This is a genomic window from Paraburkholderia sp., assembly GCF_026225065.1.
Taxonomy (GTDB): domain Bacteria; phylum Pseudomonadota; class Gammaproteobacteria; order Burkholderiales; family Burkholderiaceae; genus Paraburkholderia.
In genome coordinates this window covers 1-16,313 of the sequence record NZ_JAMFSB010000383.1, presented here as the reverse complement: position 1 = coordinate 16,313, position 16,313 = coordinate 1, and the positions used below count along the sequence as shown (strand labels likewise).

The window sequence follows — 16,313 nt, the reverse complement described above, 5'->3', positions numbered from 1 at the left end:
TGGCGTCCCCTAGGGGATTCGAACCCCTGTACTCACCGTGAAAGGGTGATGTCCTAGGCCTCTAGACGAAGGGGACATAATCTTTTCAGATCTGTCTTTATCTTGCTGCTAATTGACGTTAAATTCAACTCGTTAGCAGCGAAGACCAATATTCTAACTACATTGTTACTACTTGTGAAGTCTTTTTTGCCACAACATCCGGACACCGGAAAAGACTTCAATCTGCTCTGATGGTGGAGGTAAGCGGGATCGAACCGCTGACCTCTTGCATGCCATGCAAGCGCTCTCCCAGCTGAGCTATACCCCCCTTGCAGAACAGAAACGAGATTTTAGAGAGCAAACCTCGCTTTGTAAATACCCTCTGAGTGATTCCATGCGACTTTTTTCACGAGACGCATGCAATCCCTCTCACACCGTTCAGGTGGGCGATTTTTCGAGACGGCTCACCACCACGTCACGGCCGAACAGCATCAACACCATATCGATCGACGGTGTGTGGGTCGTGCCCGCCACCAGCAGACGCACCGGCATGGCGAGCTGCGGCATCTTAAGCTTGTGTGCACCGAGCGTGGCCTTGAACGCGGCCGAGATGCTTTCCTTGGTCCACTCCGCGCTCTTCAGCGCAACCGCGAGATCGGCGATGGCCGGGCGCACCGCATCGGTCACATGCTGCGCGAGCGCTTCCGCTTCAGGCGCAGGCGTGCGATAGAACATCGCGGCGTTCTCCGCGATCTCCTTGACCGTCGTAGCGCGGTCCTTCAGCAGGCCCACTACGGCGACGAGGTCTGCGCCCTGAGCAATCGTTGCTTCGTCGATGCCCAACTCCGCGAAGAACGGCCGCGCCAGTTCAGCCAGACGTGCGTTATCCGCTTCCTTGATGTAGTGCGCGTTGAGCCACTTGAGCTTGTCGTGATCGTACTGAGCCGGCGACTTGCCGAGGTGTTCGAGATCGAACCATTCGACAAACTGTTCGCGCGTGAAAATCTCCGCATCGCCGTGCGACCAGCCCAGTCGCGCGAGGTAATTCAGCACAGCCTCCGGCAGAAAGCCGGCATCGCGATAGCCCATCACGCTCATAGCGCCATGACGCTTGCTCATCTTTTCGCCCTGCTCGTTGAGCACGGTCGGCAAGTGCGCGTAGACCGGCGGCTCGCCGCCCAGCGCGCGCAGGATGTTGATCTGGCGCGGCGTGTTGTTGACGTGATCATCGCCACGAATCACGTGCGTGATATGCATGTCGAGGTCGTCCACCACCACGCAGAAGTTGTAGGTCGGCGTGCCGTCCGGACGCGCGATCACGAGATCATCGAGTTCTTCGTTCGAGATCTCGATAGGGCCTTTCACCGCATCGTCCCACGCCACCACGCCCGTGAGCGGGTTGCGAAAGCGCATCACGGGCTGTACGCCTGCCGGCGGAGTCGGCAGCACCTTGCCCGGTTCCGGGCGCCACGTGCCGTCGTAACGCGGCTTTTCGCCGGCCGCACGCTGACGCTCGCGCAACGCGTCGAGTTCTTCGGTCGACATGTAGCACGGGTACGCTAGCCCTTGCTCGACCATCTGCTTGACCACTTCGCGATAGCGGTCCATACGTTGCATCTGGTAGAACGGGCCTTCGTCGTAATCGAAGCCGAGCCACTCCATGCCTTCGAGGATGGCGTCGACAGAGGCTTCCGTGGAGCGCTCCACATCGGTGTCCTCGACCCGCAACACGAAAGCGCCCTTCGTCTTGCGCGCGAACGCCCACGGATACAGCGCAGAACGGATGTTGCCGAGATGGATATAGCCAGTGGGGCTCGGTGCGAAACGGGTGCGAACGGAGGTGGTCATAAGCGGTTACTCGGAAGGCAGGCGCCGGCGCGCGGCAGTGAAATACCAGCAGGCGCGGCAGCGGAACGCGTCCGTGCGGCAACGGTCGCCGGGCACGGAGGCGGATGAAAAATGCAAGAGCCGAATTATACCTTCCGATGGCCTGTTCCCAGGCCGGGTGCGCGCGACGAGCAGCGTCGTGGCAGACGTTGGCGCGAGTCCGGACGACGCATCTGTAACGTTTTTTCACGCGCAACGCGCCGCCACCAGGCTTTGATTTATGATGTGCGCGCGCCGTGATTCACCGCGATCGCGGTGCCGTAAGAAGAACGCCACGGGCGATCCTGTTCGCTTGAAACGCGGCCGCTTTGGAACCCTCTGCGGGACCGGCGCCGTTGCTGGAGAAATCGTTGACACAATCCGCCCCACGCCTCACCCGCCGCAGTTTCTCGATTGCCGCGGCATCCGCTGTCCTGACCGCCTGTACGACGACCGGCAGCCGGCCGGAGACCCCCTCGCAGCCGCCGGTCAATACCGCATCGACCAATCCGCCTGCCACGCCGCCCGTCGTCGCACCGCTCGCCAAACCGCAGCGGCCCATTCGCGTCGGCCTTGCCCTTGGTGGCGGCGCGGCGCGCGGGTTCGCGCATATCGGCGTGATCAAGGCGCTCGAGGCGCGCAACATTCAGGTGGACCTGGTGGCGGGCACCAGCGCCGGCTCGGTGGTGGGCGCGCTCTATGCCTCCGGCATGAATGGCTTTGCACTCAACAAGCTCGCGCTGACCATGGATGAAGCATCGATCAGCGACTGGGCCATGCCGTTTCGCACGCGCGGCTTCCTGCAGGGCGTGGCGTTGCAGAATTACCTGAATACGACGCTGAACAACCGTCCGATCGAAAAGATGGCCAAACCGCTCGGCGTGGTCGCCACCGATCTGAACAGCGGCCAGCCGATCCTGTTCCAGCGCGGCAACACGGGCATCGCCGTGCGTGCCTCGTGCAGCGTGCCGTCGATTTTCGAGCCAGTGACGATTGGCGGCCACGAATACGTCGACGGTGGCCTGGTGAGCCCGGTGCCCGCGTCATTCGCCCGCAAGATGGGCGCGGACTTCGTGATTGCCGTGGACATCTCGCAGCGCCCTGAAGCGGGCCTCACGACCAGCTCGTTCGACGTGCTGCTGCAGACCTTCACGATCATGGGCCAGACCATCAAGGCCTACGAGCTCGACAAGTACGCGGATGTCGTAATCCGTCCGAATCTTGCGGCCATGAGTGGGAGCGATTTCTCGCAGCGCAACGCCGCAATACTCGCCGGAGAGGAAGCCGCGGCTAAGATCATGCCGGAGTTGCAACGCAAGCTGGCGGCAAGCCGAGTCGCGGTGTAACCGGGTTCTACCCGGGCACTCGCCGAAGGTGCCCTTCCCATCCCTTTGCACCCTTTTCGCCCTTTCGGGTCAACGGAATAAAAAAAGCCTGCTTCTTGCGAAGCAGGCTTTCTTAACCGCAGATCTTTTTGGTGCGAGGCGCTAGTTGTTCCCGCCGCCGATCGCAGCATTGACACGCTGCTTCAGATCCTGCGAGCCCTGATACGACGTTTCGACCCGGCGTGCACCCGTGAAGCGCTTTTCCCAGTAGCCATCATCCAGATCGTCGACGCGGATCGTGCTGCCGGTAGACGGCGAATGCACAAACTTGTTGTCGCCGATATAGATGCCAACGTGCGAGAACGTACGGCGCATCGTATTGAAAAACACCAGATCGCCCGGCTTCAGGTTGCTCATGCTGACCTTTTCGCCAACCCGGCTCATTTCTTCAGCGCGGCGCGGCAGAGCCATGCCCAGCGTGTCCTGGAACACGTAACGCACGAAACCGCTGCAATCGAGGCCTGAGTCCGGCGTATCGCCGCCCCAGCGGTAACGCACGCCAATCATATTGAGCGCGCCGACCACCACGTCACCTGCTTTGCCGGCCATGCCGGACAAAAACGAGCGTGCGCTGCTGCCGGTATCGGCGCTTGCGCTGGAAACTTGCGAAGTGGGAGCGGACAGCGGAGTCGACCCATCCTGGGTCGAAAGTGAGGCATTCTGATTGAAACTGCTTACTTCGTCGGCGAAAGCGCCGGGAGCTGCTGCTATCAGTACGCCAATGAACATCCCGGCGACGACGCGCGTACAAGCCTGGGTTAAGTTTCGGTGCTGCATTGGTCGGTAGTTATTGCCTAAAAATCAGTGGAGAATCAGTAGCATACGGAAAAAAGTTTGGTCGATACTAGCCAGTAAGTATTCGTGTGTCAAAACAAATAGAAAAATACAATCGAGACACGCACCCAATTGGTGAATTTCAGTCCACGAGCGCCGCTTGCAGAAGCTTCCGAGTGTAAGGATGGGCAGGTGTCGCAAAAATCTGCTCAACCTCCCCCGATTCCACGATCATACCGTTCTGCATGACCGCAACGCGATGCGCCATCGCGCCGATCACGGCCAGGTCGTGACTGATGAACACGAAGCCGAGGTTGTACTTACGTTGCAACCCGGCCAGAAGCTTGAGTACCTGCTGCTGGATGGAGACGTCGAGCGCACTGGTAGGCTCATCAAGGATCAGGATGCGCGGCTCGAGCACCAGCGCCCGGGCAATCGCAATGCGCTGCCGCTGGCCGCCGGAGAATTCGTGCGGGTAACGGTACAGCACCGTGCGGTCGAGTCCGACCTCGCGCAGCACCGAAATAACCTTCTCGCGCCGCGCCGTGGCGTCCATTTGCGGACGATGCAGCGCGAGCCCCTCGCCGACGATCCGTTCGATCGTCTGCCGCGGCGAAAGCGAACTGAACGGGTCCTGAAAAACCACCTGCATGTTCGAGCGCAGGACCGTTTGTTCATGTCCGCGGTAACTCGCGAGCGCCCTGCCTTGAAACTCGATCGCGCCGTGCGCGGTGCGCTGCAGGCCGAGCAGCGCCATCGCCAGCGTCGATTTACCCGAGCCCGATTCACCGACAATCCCGAGCGTCTCGCCTTGCCGCACCGACACCGTCGCATCGGCAACCGCGCGAAAACGTCCCGAGCGGAACCAGCCGCTCAAGCCGGGCAGCTTCGTCTTGAACTCGACTGAGACGTCGCGCGCCTCAAGCAGCACCGGCGAGATCGGCAAAACCGGTACAACAGTCCGCTCAGGCCGGCTTTGCAGCAGACGCTGCGTGTACGGATGCTGCGGCGAATTGAAGACCTGCTCGACCGTCCCGCTTTCGACCAGCACTCCGCGCTCCATTACCGCCACGCGCTGTGCGAAATGACGCACGAGGTTCAGATCGTGAGTGATCAGCAGCACGGCCATGCCGCGCTTTTCCGCTTCGTCGCGTTGCAGTTCGAGCAGCAGCTCGACGATCTGCGCGCGGATCGTCACGTCGAGCGCGGTGGTCGGCTCATCGGCGAGCAAGAGACGCGGACGGCACGCGAGCGCCATCGCAATCATCGCGCGCTGCCGCTGTCCGCCGGAGAGTTGATGCGGATAACTGTTGACCCGCTTGCCGGGCTCAGCGACGCCCGTACGCGCAAGCAGCGCAACGGCACGCTTGCGCGCTTCCTTGGCCGGCACGCCATCGTGGATCACGATCGTCTCCGCGATCTGCTCGCCCACCGTATAGAGCGGGTTGAGCGCCGACATCGGCTCCTGGAAGATCATCGCGATAGCGGAGCCGCGCAGGCCGCGCATCTCGCGCTCGCTCTTCGCAAGCAGGTCCTCGCCGTTAAGGCGGATCGCACCGCTCACCTCGGCATCGTTCAGCAAGCGCAGGATCGACAGCGCCGTGACGCTCTTGCCCGATCCCGATTCGCCAACCAGCGCCACGCGCTCGCCGCGCTCAATAGCGAGCGTGACGTCGTTCACCGCGACGGTGTCGCCGAACGTCACTCGCAGATGATCGAGCTCCAGCAGCGGCCCTGTCGTGCCTTGCATCGTCTGTTCGCTCACTGGTTACCTCCGGCGCGCATGGCATCGGAGATGCGGGTGTCGAGCGCATTGCGCAGCGCGTCGCCCATGAAGGTCAGCAGCAGCAACATCGCCACCAGCACGCTGAAGGTCGACAACGAGATCCACCATGCGTCCAGATTGTCCTTGCCCTGGGCGAGCAGTTCGCCAAGGCTTGGAGTCGGCGACGGTACGCCGAGGCCGAGAAAATCGAGGCTGGTGAGCGCAAGGATTGCACCGCTCATGCGGAACGGCAAAAACGTGATGACAGGTGTCAGGCTGTTGGGCAGCACATGACGCCACATGATCTGCCAGTTCGACAGCCCCATGGCCCGCGCCGCCCTCACATAGTCCTGGGTGCGATTGCGCAGGAATTCCGCTCGCACATAGTCGGACAAACCGATCCACCCGAATAGCGAAAGCAACACGATCAGCAGGATGAAGCCAGGTTCGAAGATCGAGGCGAAGATAATCAGCAGATACAACTCCGGCAGCGCACTCCAGATTTCTATGAGCCGCTGCCCGATGATGTCGGTCTTGCCGCCGAAGAAGCCCTGCACCGCGCCCGCGAAAATACCGAACACGGTGCCGATCAACGTGAGCACCAGCGCAAACTCCACCGACACCCGAAAACCGTAGACGAGGCGCGCAAGCAGATCGCGTCCGCGGTCGTCGGTGCCGAACCAGTTGTCACGCGACGGCGGAGCGGGATTGGGCGCCTTCGAGAAGTAGTTGAGCGTGTCGTAGTAATACGGATTCGGCGGATAGACCGCGAAATTGCCCGGTTTGCTGAAACGGTCGCGAACGTAGGGATCGAGGTAATCAGCAGGCGTCGGAAAATCGCCGCCGAAGGTGATCTCCGAATAGGTGTTGAACAACGGGAAATACAGATGCCCGTCGTAACGGACCACGATCGGCTTGTCGTTCGACCATAGCGGCGCCGCGAGACTCGTCGCAAAGGCGACGACGAACACGATCAGACTCCAGTAGCCAAGGCGTTGCTTGCGAAAGCGCTGCCAGACGCGGCGCGCGGGCGACGGCGAGATAAACGCGCGGACAGGCTCGTTGCGCGGCGCCAGCTCGGCTCGGGTACGGGCTCGACTCAAGTCAGCGCTCCAGTTGTTCGAATTGAATGCGTGGATCGACCCAGACGTAGCAGAGGTCGGAGATCAGCTTGGTGGCGAGACCGATCAGCGTGAACAGATACAGCGTGCCGAGCACCACCGGATAGTCGCGCTGCACGACCGATTGATATGACAGCAGGCCGAGACCGTCGAGCGAGAACAGCGTCTCGATCAACAGACTCCCCGTGAAGAACGCGCCGATAAACGCGCCCGGAAAACCGACGATCAATGGCAAAGAGGCGTTGCGAAACACGTGCTTCCATAGCACCTGCCGCTCCGAAAGACCTTTGGCGCGCGCAGTCAGTACGTACTGCTTGCGGATCTCGTCCAGGAAAGCGTTCTTGGTCAGCATCGTGATTACGGCGAAACTGCCTACTACCGAGGCTATGATCGGCAACGTGATATGCCACAGGTAATCCAGTATCTTTGCGCCGAAGCTCAGTTGCGCCCAGTTGTCGGACGTGAGGCCGCGCAGCGGAAACAGTTGCAGGAACGAGCCGCCGCCGAACAGCACGAGCAGCAGCACACCGAGCACAAAGCCCGGAATCGCGTAACCGATCAGTACGATCAGGCTCGTGACGAAATCGAAGTGCGAGCCGTTGCGGATTGCCTTGGCGATACCGAGCGGCACCGAGATCAGATACGTGAGCAAAAAGGTCCATACGCCGATGCTGATCGACACCGGCAGCTTCGAGACCACCAGCGACCACACGCTTTGATGGCGGAAATAACTCTGCCCGAGATCGAAGGTCGCAAAGCGTTTGAGCATCAGCCCATAGCGTTCGAGCGGTGGCTTGTCGAAGCCGTAGAGCGCCTTGAGCTGTGCAACCTCCTGCGCGTCGACGCCGTTATGCGCGCGCAACCCAAACGGCGCGCCGTTCTCGTTGCCCCTGCGCAATTCGTGCACCATCTGCTCAACCGGGCCGCCCGGTACGAACTGGATCACGGCGAATGTGAGCGTCAATACTCCGAGCAAGGTCGGGATCATCAACAGCAGGCGTTTGAGGATGTAGCTCCACATGGCGGCGTTTCCGGTGCGCTAACGTGAGACGTTGAAATGACGGATCAGAACCGAGCGACCGCGTTACTTCGGCGATTTGAACCACCACGTCGAGGTGATCCAGTCATCTGGCGAATAGTACAGCGGTAAGGTCTGCGGCCAGGCGAGATCGCGCCTGAACGCGACCCGGTGAACTGCGCTGTACCACTGTGGAATCACATAGTAGCCATGCAGCAGCACGCGGTCGAGCGCGTGGGTGGCATCGACGAGTTGATCGCGCGTCTGCGCCTGCACCAGTGAGCGCAAGATGGCGTCGACGGCCGGCGACTTGACGCCCATCATGTTCCCGGAACCGGGGGTATCGGCAGACTTGCTGCCGTACCGGTCGACCTCTTCCGTACCCGGCACCTGAACGTCCCCCATGCGGATAGTCGTTACGTCGAAGTCGAACGCATCGAGGCGCTTCTGGTAGACCGCGAAATCGCTGGTGCGAAACGTCGCCGTGATGCCCAGTTTCTGCAGATTGCGAATCAATGTCGCGACGATCGGCTCCATCGAGGTGGCCGAGGAAGAATCGTCAAGGATCTCAAACTGGAACGGCTGCCCCTTGGCATTGCGCAATGCGCCATCGCGATAGGTCCAGCCGGCCTGCTCGAGCAGCGCTCGTGCCTCGAGCAGATTGGCGCGCAACGAGCTGGGCGGATCCGTGTCAGGCTGTTTCGGCGGTGCCCCAAACACCGCCGGGTCGAGCTGGGCTCGCCACGGGTTGAGCAGAGCGAGTTCACCTGCTGACGGCAGCCCCGTCGCCTGCAGGTCGGTGTTGACAAAGTAACTGTCGATACGCGTATAGAGATTGTAGAAAAGCTGGCGATTGAGCCATTGAAAATCGAGCGCGAGGTCGAGCGCCTTGCGCACGCGCGCATCCTGGAAGAGCGGCCGCCGGGTGTTGATAATGAACCCTTGCATGCCGGTGCCGTTGTGCTGCGGGAATTCACGCTTGACCAGCTCGCCGCTATCGAATTTCTTGCCGACATCGCGCCTCACCCAGCTACGCGCAACGAACTCGACGAATGCGTCGTATTCTCCGGCCTTGAATGCTTCGCGGCGCGCCGTGTCATCCGAATATAGCTTGTACACGATACGGTCGAAGTTGTAGGTGCCCACCCGCACCGGCAAATCGGCGCCCCAGTAATTCGGATCGCGCCGGTAAGTGATAGTCCGGCCGTTGTCGTATCGCTCAATCAGATAAGGACCACTGCCGATCGGCTTTTCAAATGTCAGTTGGTCGAACGGAATATGGCTGCCGTCCGGCTTCTCTCCCCACTTGGGAGAAAATATCGGAATGGCGCCCGCCAGCAAGGGGAGTTCGCGATGCGGCTCATCGAACTCGAAGCGGATCGTCAATCGGTCCACCACCACTGCACGAGTGATCTCAGCGAAATACGCGGCGTATGCCGGTGAAGCCTGCGGGCTTTTCAGCGTGTCGAGCGAGTATTTGACGTCGGCGGCGGTCACCGGATCGCCATTCGAAAAACGCGCGCGCGGATTGATGTGAAACGTGGCCGACCGGCGATCAGGGGCAATCTGTACGTCATCGGCCAGCAGTCCATATGCCGATGCCACTTCATCCGAACTGCCGGCGAGCAGACTCTCGAACAAAAATCCAGTCCCCGGCGCCGCATTGCCGCGCAACGTGAACGCGTTGAACTTGTCGAAACTGGTTTGCCGGTCCGGATTGCCCAACACCAGCGTGCCGCCCTTCGGCGCATCCGGATTGACGTAGTCGAAGTGTTTGAAACCCGGTTGATATTTCGGATCGCCGTACTGCGCAATCCCATACGACGCGTACGCCGATTGCGCCCCCAGCAAGGCCGCGCCGGCCCCCGCCAGCACCAGCAGCGCCGCCGCGAGAGCTCCCCGTACACCCTGCGAACCGACCCGCGAGATTCTTTCCACCAAGACGCGCCAGCCTGCACGAGGCGCTCGAATCCGTCGCGAGCCAGTTGTCATGGGGGCCTTATTGGTCAGTGGGCGGTTGCAATGTGAGAGAATTCTACCTAATAATCCCGCGCGATCCCGCACATCTGAGCTCGCGGCGCGTTGACTTCATTAGGAGAATTCATGGGCTTCCTCGCTGGTAAACGAATCTTGCTGACCGGCCTGCTGTCGAACCGTTCGATCGCATACGGCATTGCGCAGGCGTGCAAGCGCGAAGGCGCAGAACTGGCGTTCACGTATGTCGGCGACCGCTTCAAGGACCGTGTCACCGAGTTCGCAACGGAATTCGGCAGCGATCTGGTGTTCCCGTGCGACGTGGGCGACGACGCGCAGATCGAAGCGCTCTTTCCGTCGCTGAAGGAACGCTGGGATAGTCTCGACGGCCTCGTCCACTCCATCGGCTTTGCGCCGCGTGAAGCGATCGCCGGCGACTTCCTCGACGGCATGACGCGCGAAAATTTCCGCATCGCGCACGATATTTCCGCCTACAGCTTCCCGGCGCTCGCCAAGGCGGCGCTGCCGATGCTGTCGAAAGATGCCGCGTTGCTGACCTTGACGTACCTGGGCGCCGAACGCGCGATCCCGAACTACAACACGATGGGGCTCGCCAAGGCCTCACTCGAAGCGAGCGTGCGTTACCTGGCGGTTTCGCTCGGCGCGCGAGGCGTGCGCGTCAATGGCATTTCCGCCGGCCCGATCAAGACGCTGGCGGCGAGCGGCATCAAGGGCTTCGGCAAGATTCTCGATTTCGTCGAAGGCAATGCGCCGCTCAAGCGCAATGTGACGATCGAACAGGTCGGCAATTCGGCAGCGTTTTTGCTCTCGGATCTGGCGGCTGGGGTGACGGCAGAAGTTCTGCACGTCGACAGCGGCTTTAACGCGGTAGTTGGCGGCATGGCTGCGGTTGCGGAGTAACGGGGCGGCCTTTTCCGTGGGGCGGGCTTTCCGTGGGGCGGGCTTCTCACCCGCGCCCTCGTTGCTCCCGCGAGTGTTGGTGCGCAACAACAAAAAACCGCCCTCGAGGGCGGTTTTTTGCTTTCGGCGCTAGAACTCTGCGCTACACGGATCAATAGCGGTGATCGTGATAACCGCCATGGTCGTGGTAGCCATAGCCGCCGCCCGGATGATGGCGATACCAGTCGTCATGCGCCCAGTAGCGACGGCCGTCCCAGTAGCGGTCGCCATGCCAGCCGATCACGATGGCCGGGCCGCCGTAGTACACCGGCGCAGGCTGATAGACGGGCGGCGGAGGCGGTGCGTAGACCGGTGCCGGAGCGATGTAAACCGGCGCCGGAATACCGATGTTGACACCAACGCTCACGCCGGCCATTGCTGCACCTGACGCACCCAGCGCGAGGACCCCGATCAGAAGCGGAACAAGACGAGCGGACTTCATAGAATCACCTTTTACATGTGGTGTGTTGTTGGACGGAAATATAGCGCAAGGTGACAATCCCCGTATTTCAAGTTTGTAAGAACTGATGCATAAAATCGCAGTCTGACCCGCTGGGTTACGTCTCGTTACAAGGGACGAAGGTTCGGTGAAAAGCGGACTTGCCAGTAACACCTGCGAGACGGATTTTGGAGGTTGGGCTGCTCAAGGCACGCAGGCGGTGGAGTTTGCCGATTCCCTGCCTCTTCAATAACAAACCTCCGGCTGCGGATCTAGTCACCATTGATTCGATGTCCGAACCATATTCCACGCTCGAGCGAACGTCTGTATTTCATGCCACGCTAAACCTTGATTCGCCGAACCACGTTCATTCAAATCAAAGGCAATCAAAAGCAGCCGCACAAAAACAAAACCCCAAGAGACCGCGATCTCTTGGGGTTCCGCCGCCATTGCTGGCGGAGACGGAGGGATTCGAACCCTCGATCCAGGTTTTGGCCCAGATGCTCCCTTAGCAGGGGAGTGCCTTCGACCTCTCGGCCACGTCTCCCAAACTTTCGGTCGCGCAGGGAGTCAGCGCGACGAAGCCAAGATAATAGCGGGCCGAACCACGAAGGTCAATGTTTCGGGAACACTTTTTGTGCCAGATTCGTCAGCAACGACGCAAATTCTTCACATCCCCCGTGCGGATGGCACAAAGCGCAAATGGGGTGCTCGAGAGCGCCCCATTATTCAACGCAAATTACGCCTGATCCAGCTCAAACGCCTTATGCAGCGCGCGCACGGCGAGCTCCATATACTTCTCGTCGATCAGCACCGAGATCTTGATTTCGGAGGTAGAGATCATCTGGATGTTGATGCCCTCTTCCGACAGCGTGCGGAACATCGTGCTCGCGATACCCACATGCGAACGCATCCCGACGCCGACCACCGAAACCTTCGACACCTTCGGATCGCCCAGCACCTGCTCGGCCTTCACATGGTCCTTCACCTGACCCGTGAGGATATCCATGGCGCGCTGATAGTCGCCGCGGCCCACCGTGAACGTGAAGGCCGTCTTGCCCTCGACGCTCTGGTTCTGGATGATCATGTCGACGTCGATATTCGCGTCCGCCACCGGTCCGAGGATCTGGTAAGCGATGCCGGGCTTGTCGGGTACACCCATCACGGCGATACGTGCTTCGTCGCGCTGAAACGCGATGCCCGAGATGACTGCTTTTTCCATGGTCTCGTCTTCTTCAAAAGTAATCAGGGTGCCCGAGGTCATTTCACCTTCGAGCGGGATCAGCGGATCGGTCAGGCTCGACAATACGCGCGTCTTCACCTGATATTTGCCGGCGAACTCCACCGAGCGGATCTGCAACACCTTCGAACCCAGGCTCGCCATCTCCAGCATTTCTTCAAACGTCACGCGATCGAGCCGGCGCGCTTCTTCGACCACGCGTGGGTCGGTGGTGTAGACACCGTCCACGTCCGTATAGATCAGACACTCGTCAGCCTTCAGCGCGGCAGCAACGGCCACCGCCGACGTGTCCGAACCGCCACGGCCGAGCGTAGTGATATAGCCTTCCGGGTCGACGCCCTGGAAACCGGTGATCACCACCACTTTGCCCGCTTCGAGATCGCGCATCACGCGCTCGCCGTCGATTTCGCTAATGCGTGCCTTGGTGAACGCACTGTCGGTTTTGATCGGCACTTGCCAACCGGCGTAGCTGATCGCATCGACGCCCGCTTCCTGCAACGCAATGGCGAGCAGACCCGAGCTGACCTGCTCGCCGGTGGCGGCAATCATGTCTAGCTCGCGAGGGTTCGGCTGGGCCGATATGTCTTTCGCGAGACCGAGCAAGCGGTTCGTTTCGCCGGACATCGCCGAGGGCACCACGACCATCTTGTGGCCGGCCTTGTGCCATTTCGCGACGCGCTTCGCGACGTTCTTGATGCGCTCGACCGAGCCCATCGAAGTGCCGCCGTATTTATGTACGATGAGTGCCATTGTCGTTCTGAACTGGAGAAGTAACCGCGCTGCCGCGCTGGAGACGACCGCACCGAAGCACAAGAGCTCAACGTTTCAGGAACGACGGCGAAGTGTGAGGGTGGCGGCGTAGATGCAGCGCACGTGCAGCACGCGCGGATTTGCCCGCGAGGAATCGCCAAAGGCCGCTGGCTGGCGGCTCCCCGGTGGCTTATGGTCGCCGGGAAACACAGGAAACGGCCGGAAAACAGCAAAAGCGCATCAAAATGACGGCAATAGCGGCTTCGGGCAAGCATGTTAACGTACCCGATCAGGCGCAAAAAGACAAGCCAAAATCCCGGTAATACGCGTTGCAAAGGCCTGTACGCAAAGGCGTTACGCCCTCTTTCGATGCTTCGATGGCCGTGCGTCAGCGTCACGCGAGGGCTTCGCCCGGCGCACCCGACCGGTCGGTCAAGCGATCAGAAGATCCTCGCGCCAGTCAATCCGCACGTAAGCGCCGCGGGCAAAAGCGGCGGCGTCTGAGTGCTCGCTAGCAACGGCGTCGGCAACATCAGGCTTCACCGATAAAGCCGCATGGTTGACACCGAGCAACGGTACGAACAGCAGCGTATCGCCCACGTAAAGCAGCGGCACGTCCCGCTTCCACGCCGGCACACCCTGCTCCTGGAACAGGTTCTTGAGCGTGCGGCCCGGGCCCTGCGCGCTGTTGCGCATACGCTCGCCGCCGCTGCGCGAGCGCGCGCCAAGCGGCGCCGCACGCAGAAGCGCGACGGGCACGGCACCCGAATCTCCAGCGTTTGCCTCGGCAAACACGAAGGTGCCGCGCCATTGCGGCAGACGCCAGATCGATTCGCCCTGCCAGGCAAGTTGGTCGACCGCGCGCGCCACGAACTCCGTCTCGTCGGCGGGCTCGGCGCTATCACCGGCTTCCCAGTAGATCTGTCCGCGATAGCTGCGCAGCGCCTGGCCGGCGTGATCGACGCGCAGATTGTGCGCCTCGCCGACCTCGCGCAGTTGCCGCAGCGCGTCGGACAGACGTGCCGTCGATGCGGCCGGCAAGCCAAGCGAGCGGATCCAGAAACGCAGCAGGTTAAGCGCGCGATCGTCGTCGAGTGCGAGCAAGGCGTCGCGTGACAACGCGCGGTCTTCGTCGCACGAAGCCACTTCCATGTCGATACAAGCCAGTTGGTCCAGCAGACGCTGCCCGGATGCCGCGTGGCCCGCGGTGCGCGCCAACGCATCGCGATAGCCGGGAAAGTGGACTGCCAGCGCAGGCAATACATCATGACGCAAGGCATTGCGCGCATAACGAGTGTCGGCATTCGATTCGTCGTCGACCCACGCGAGCGTTCTCGCCGCCGCGTACTGCTCAAGTTGCGCGCGCAACAGATGCAAAAGCGGTCGCACGCGCGTTACGGTGGCACCCGCCGGCAAGTACGCGGGCGCCATCGCCGCGAGCCCTGCCAGCCCTGCTCCACGCAGCAACTGCAGCAGCACCGTTTCAACCTGATCGTCAGCGTGCTGGGCGAGCCATAGGGTCGTCACGCCGTGCTGTGCACACAGTGCGTCGAGCGCACGATAGCGGGCCTCGCGCGCAGCAGCTTCGACGCTCACGCCGGACTCATGCACGACTTTGACATGCGCCTCCGCGAACGCGACGCCACGCTCACCCGCAAACGCCTCGCAATGCGCGAGCCACTGATCCGCGTGAGGACTGAGGCCGTGGTGAACATGCAGCGCGATGCAGCGCGACGGCCCCGCCACACGAGCCACCGCGTCGAGCAAGACACTGGAGTCGATGCCGCCGCTAAACGCCACCGCCACGCGCGCGCCTTCAGGCTGCGCAGGGAGTGCGGGCAGCGCGGAAAGCGCCACGCCGACCGCCTCGAGTACGAGGCGGTCGGCGGGAGAGTCAGCGGTATGGGTCACGTCGACGAGGCGCTGGGCGCCTTCGATTGAAGATACGGGCCGGCTTATGCGCCGGGGGTCGTTTCCTTGAACTTGCCGTACGCCATCAACCGCTCGAAACGGCGTTGACGCAGGTCCGGAACGCTCATGCCCTGGAACTGACGCAGCGAATCGGCCAGTGCACGGCGCAGCATGGCAGCCATGCCCTTCGGATCGCGATGCGCGCCACCGAGCGGCTCGTTGACGATCTTGTCGATCAGGCCAAGCGCCTTCAGACGATGAGCGGTGAGACCCAAAGCCTCGGCCGCTTCCGGCGCCTTCGCCGCGCTCTTCCACAGAATGGATGCACAGCCTTCCGGCGAGATCACCGAATAGGTCGAGAATTGCAGCATCAGCACGCTGTCGCCCACGGCGATGGCGAGCGCACCGCCCGAACCACCCTCACCGATGATCGTCGCGATGATCGGCGTTTTCAGTTCGGCCATCACATACAGGTTACGGCCAATGGCTTCCGACTGGCCGCGCTCTTCCGCGCCGATGCCGGGATAGGCACCCGGCGTATCGATAAACGTGAAGAGCGGCAGGCTGAATTTCTCAGCAAGACGCATCAGGCGCTCGGCCTTGCGATAGCCTTCCGGACGCGGCATACCGAAGTTACGCAGCGAACGTTCCTTGGTATCGCGCCCCTTCTGGTGGCCGATCACCATGCAAGCCTGGCCGTTGAAACGCGCGAGGCCACCGACGATTGCCAGATCGTCCGCAAACGCGCGGTCGCCGTGCAGCTCGTGGAAATCGGTGAACAGTTCGGCCACGTAGTCGAACGTGTACGGACGCTGAGGATGACGGGCAATTTGCGAAACCTGCCACGGGCTCAGGTTAGCGTACAGGTCTTTGGTGAGCTGCTGACTCTTCTTGGAGAGCCGATCGATTTCTTCCGAAATATCGACGGCCGAATCGTCCTGCACGAAGCGCAATTCTTCGATCTTCGCTTCGAGTTCAGCGATCGGCTGCTCGAAATCCAGAAAAGTGGTCTTCATTGGTTGTAATCCTTGGACTTACCAGGCAGCGCGTATTCTAACCGCGACCGCCGCTGTCAAAACCACCTCGAAACTATCGAATCTGCGAAATCGATAGTCTTGGGTAGCCTCACAT

12 protein-coding genes and 3 tRNA genes are annotated in these 16,313 nt (G+C 61.2%); 2 read left to right on the top strand and 13 right to left on the bottom strand.

The features are described 5' to 3' along the window. The 3 genes from M0954_RS26760 to gltX all read right to left on the bottom strand — a co-directional run bounded on the left by M0954_RS26760 (position 1) and on the right by gltX (position 1,827). Positions 1–76, bottom strand: a tRNA-Glu gene (locus M0954_RS26760). A 155-nt stretch (positions 77–231) separates the two neighbouring features. Next, a tRNA-Ala gene (locus tag M0954_RS26755) sits at positions 232–307 on the bottom strand. Positions 308–417: 110 nt separating this feature from the next. Then, a complete protein-coding gene (gene gltX, locus M0954_RS26750; protein WP_297356476.1) occupies positions 418–1,827 on the bottom strand; it encodes a glutamate--tRNA ligase in 1,410 nt (469 codons plus the stop codon). A gap of 389 nt (positions 1,828–2,216) precedes the next feature. On the opposite strand from gltX, the gene M0954_RS26745 reads away from it, so the two are divergent. After that, entirely contained in the window at positions 2,217–3,191 is a 975-nt protein-coding gene (locus tag M0954_RS26745) for a patatin-like phospholipase family protein (protein WP_297356474.1), read from the top strand. A gap of 141 nt (positions 3,192–3,332) precedes the next feature. Here M0954_RS26745 and M0954_RS26740 read toward each other — a convergent pair whose 3' ends face one another. From M0954_RS26740 to M0954_RS26720, 5 genes are all read right to left on the bottom strand, one after another. Next, positions 3,333–4,007 (bottom strand): C40 family peptidase, encoded by a 675-nt coding sequence (locus M0954_RS26740; RefSeq protein ID WP_297356472.1) that lies wholly within the window; start codon positions 4,005–4,007, stop codon positions 3,333–3,335. Positions 4,008–4,146: 139 nt separating this feature from the next. Continuing rightward, positions 4,147–5,754, bottom strand: a complete 1,608-nt coding sequence (locus tag M0954_RS26735; RefSeq protein WP_122155745.1) for an ABC transporter ATP-binding protein — start codon at positions 5,752–5,754, stop codon at positions 4,147–4,149. An 11-nt stretch (positions 5,755–5,765) separates the two neighbouring features. Next, the gene (locus M0954_RS26730; RefSeq protein WP_297356470.1) at positions 5,766–6,872 is read right to left on the bottom strand and encodes an ABC transporter permease; all 1,107 of its coding nucleotides are present in this window, start codon (positions 6,870–6,872) and stop codon (positions 5,766–5,768) included. A gap of 1 nt (position 6,873) precedes the next feature. Beyond that, positions 6,874–7,911, bottom strand: a complete 1,038-nt coding sequence (locus M0954_RS26725; RefSeq protein ID WP_122155335.1) for a microcin C ABC transporter permease YejB — start codon at positions 7,909–7,911, stop codon at positions 6,874–6,876. 63 nt (positions 7,912–7,974) lie between these two features. Then, positions 7,975–9,900, bottom strand: coding sequence for an extracellular solute-binding protein (locus M0954_RS26720; protein ID WP_297356468.1), 1,926 nt, complete (start codon positions 9,898–9,900; stop codon positions 7,975–7,977). Between the two features lie 111 nt (positions 9,901–10,011). Here M0954_RS26720 and fabI point away from each other — a divergent pair, with 111 nt between their 5' ends. Beyond that, positions 10,012–10,803, top strand: coding sequence for an enoyl-ACP reductase FabI (gene fabI / locus M0954_RS26715; RefSeq protein ID WP_122155337.1), 792 nt, complete (start codon positions 10,012–10,014; stop codon positions 10,801–10,803). Between the two features lie 151 nt (positions 10,804–10,954). On the opposite strand, the gene M0954_RS26710 is transcribed toward fabI, so the two are convergent. The 5 genes from M0954_RS26710 to M0954_RS26690 all read right to left on the bottom strand — a co-directional run bounded on the left by M0954_RS26710 (position 10,955) and on the right by M0954_RS26690 (position 16,198). After that, a complete protein-coding gene (locus tag M0954_RS26710; protein ID WP_122155338.1) occupies positions 10,955–11,284 on the bottom strand; it encodes a hypothetical protein in 330 nt (109 codons plus the stop codon). Between the two features lie 450 nt (positions 11,285–11,734). Then, positions 11,735–11,828: transfer RNA gene (locus tag M0954_RS26705), tRNA-Ser, on the bottom strand. 192 nt (positions 11,829–12,020) lie between these two features. After that, entirely contained in the window at positions 12,021–13,271 is a 1,251-nt protein-coding gene (locus tag M0954_RS26700) for an aspartate kinase (RefSeq protein WP_122155339.1), read from the bottom strand. A gap of 432 nt (positions 13,272–13,703) precedes the next feature. After that, positions 13,704–15,182 carry a tRNA lysidine(34) synthetase TilS gene (tilS, locus tag M0954_RS26695; RefSeq protein ID WP_297356465.1) on the bottom strand — a complete coding sequence of 493 codons (1,479 nt, stop codon included), beginning with the start codon at positions 15,180–15,182 and terminating at the stop codon, positions 13,704–13,706. A gap of 44 nt (positions 15,183–15,226) precedes the next feature. Continuing rightward, the gene (locus tag M0954_RS26690; protein WP_122155341.1) at positions 15,227–16,198 is read right to left on the bottom strand and encodes an acetyl-CoA carboxylase carboxyltransferase subunit alpha; all 972 of its coding nucleotides are present in this window, start codon (positions 16,196–16,198) and stop codon (positions 15,227–15,229) included. Positions 16,199–16,313: the final 115 nt, after the last annotated feature.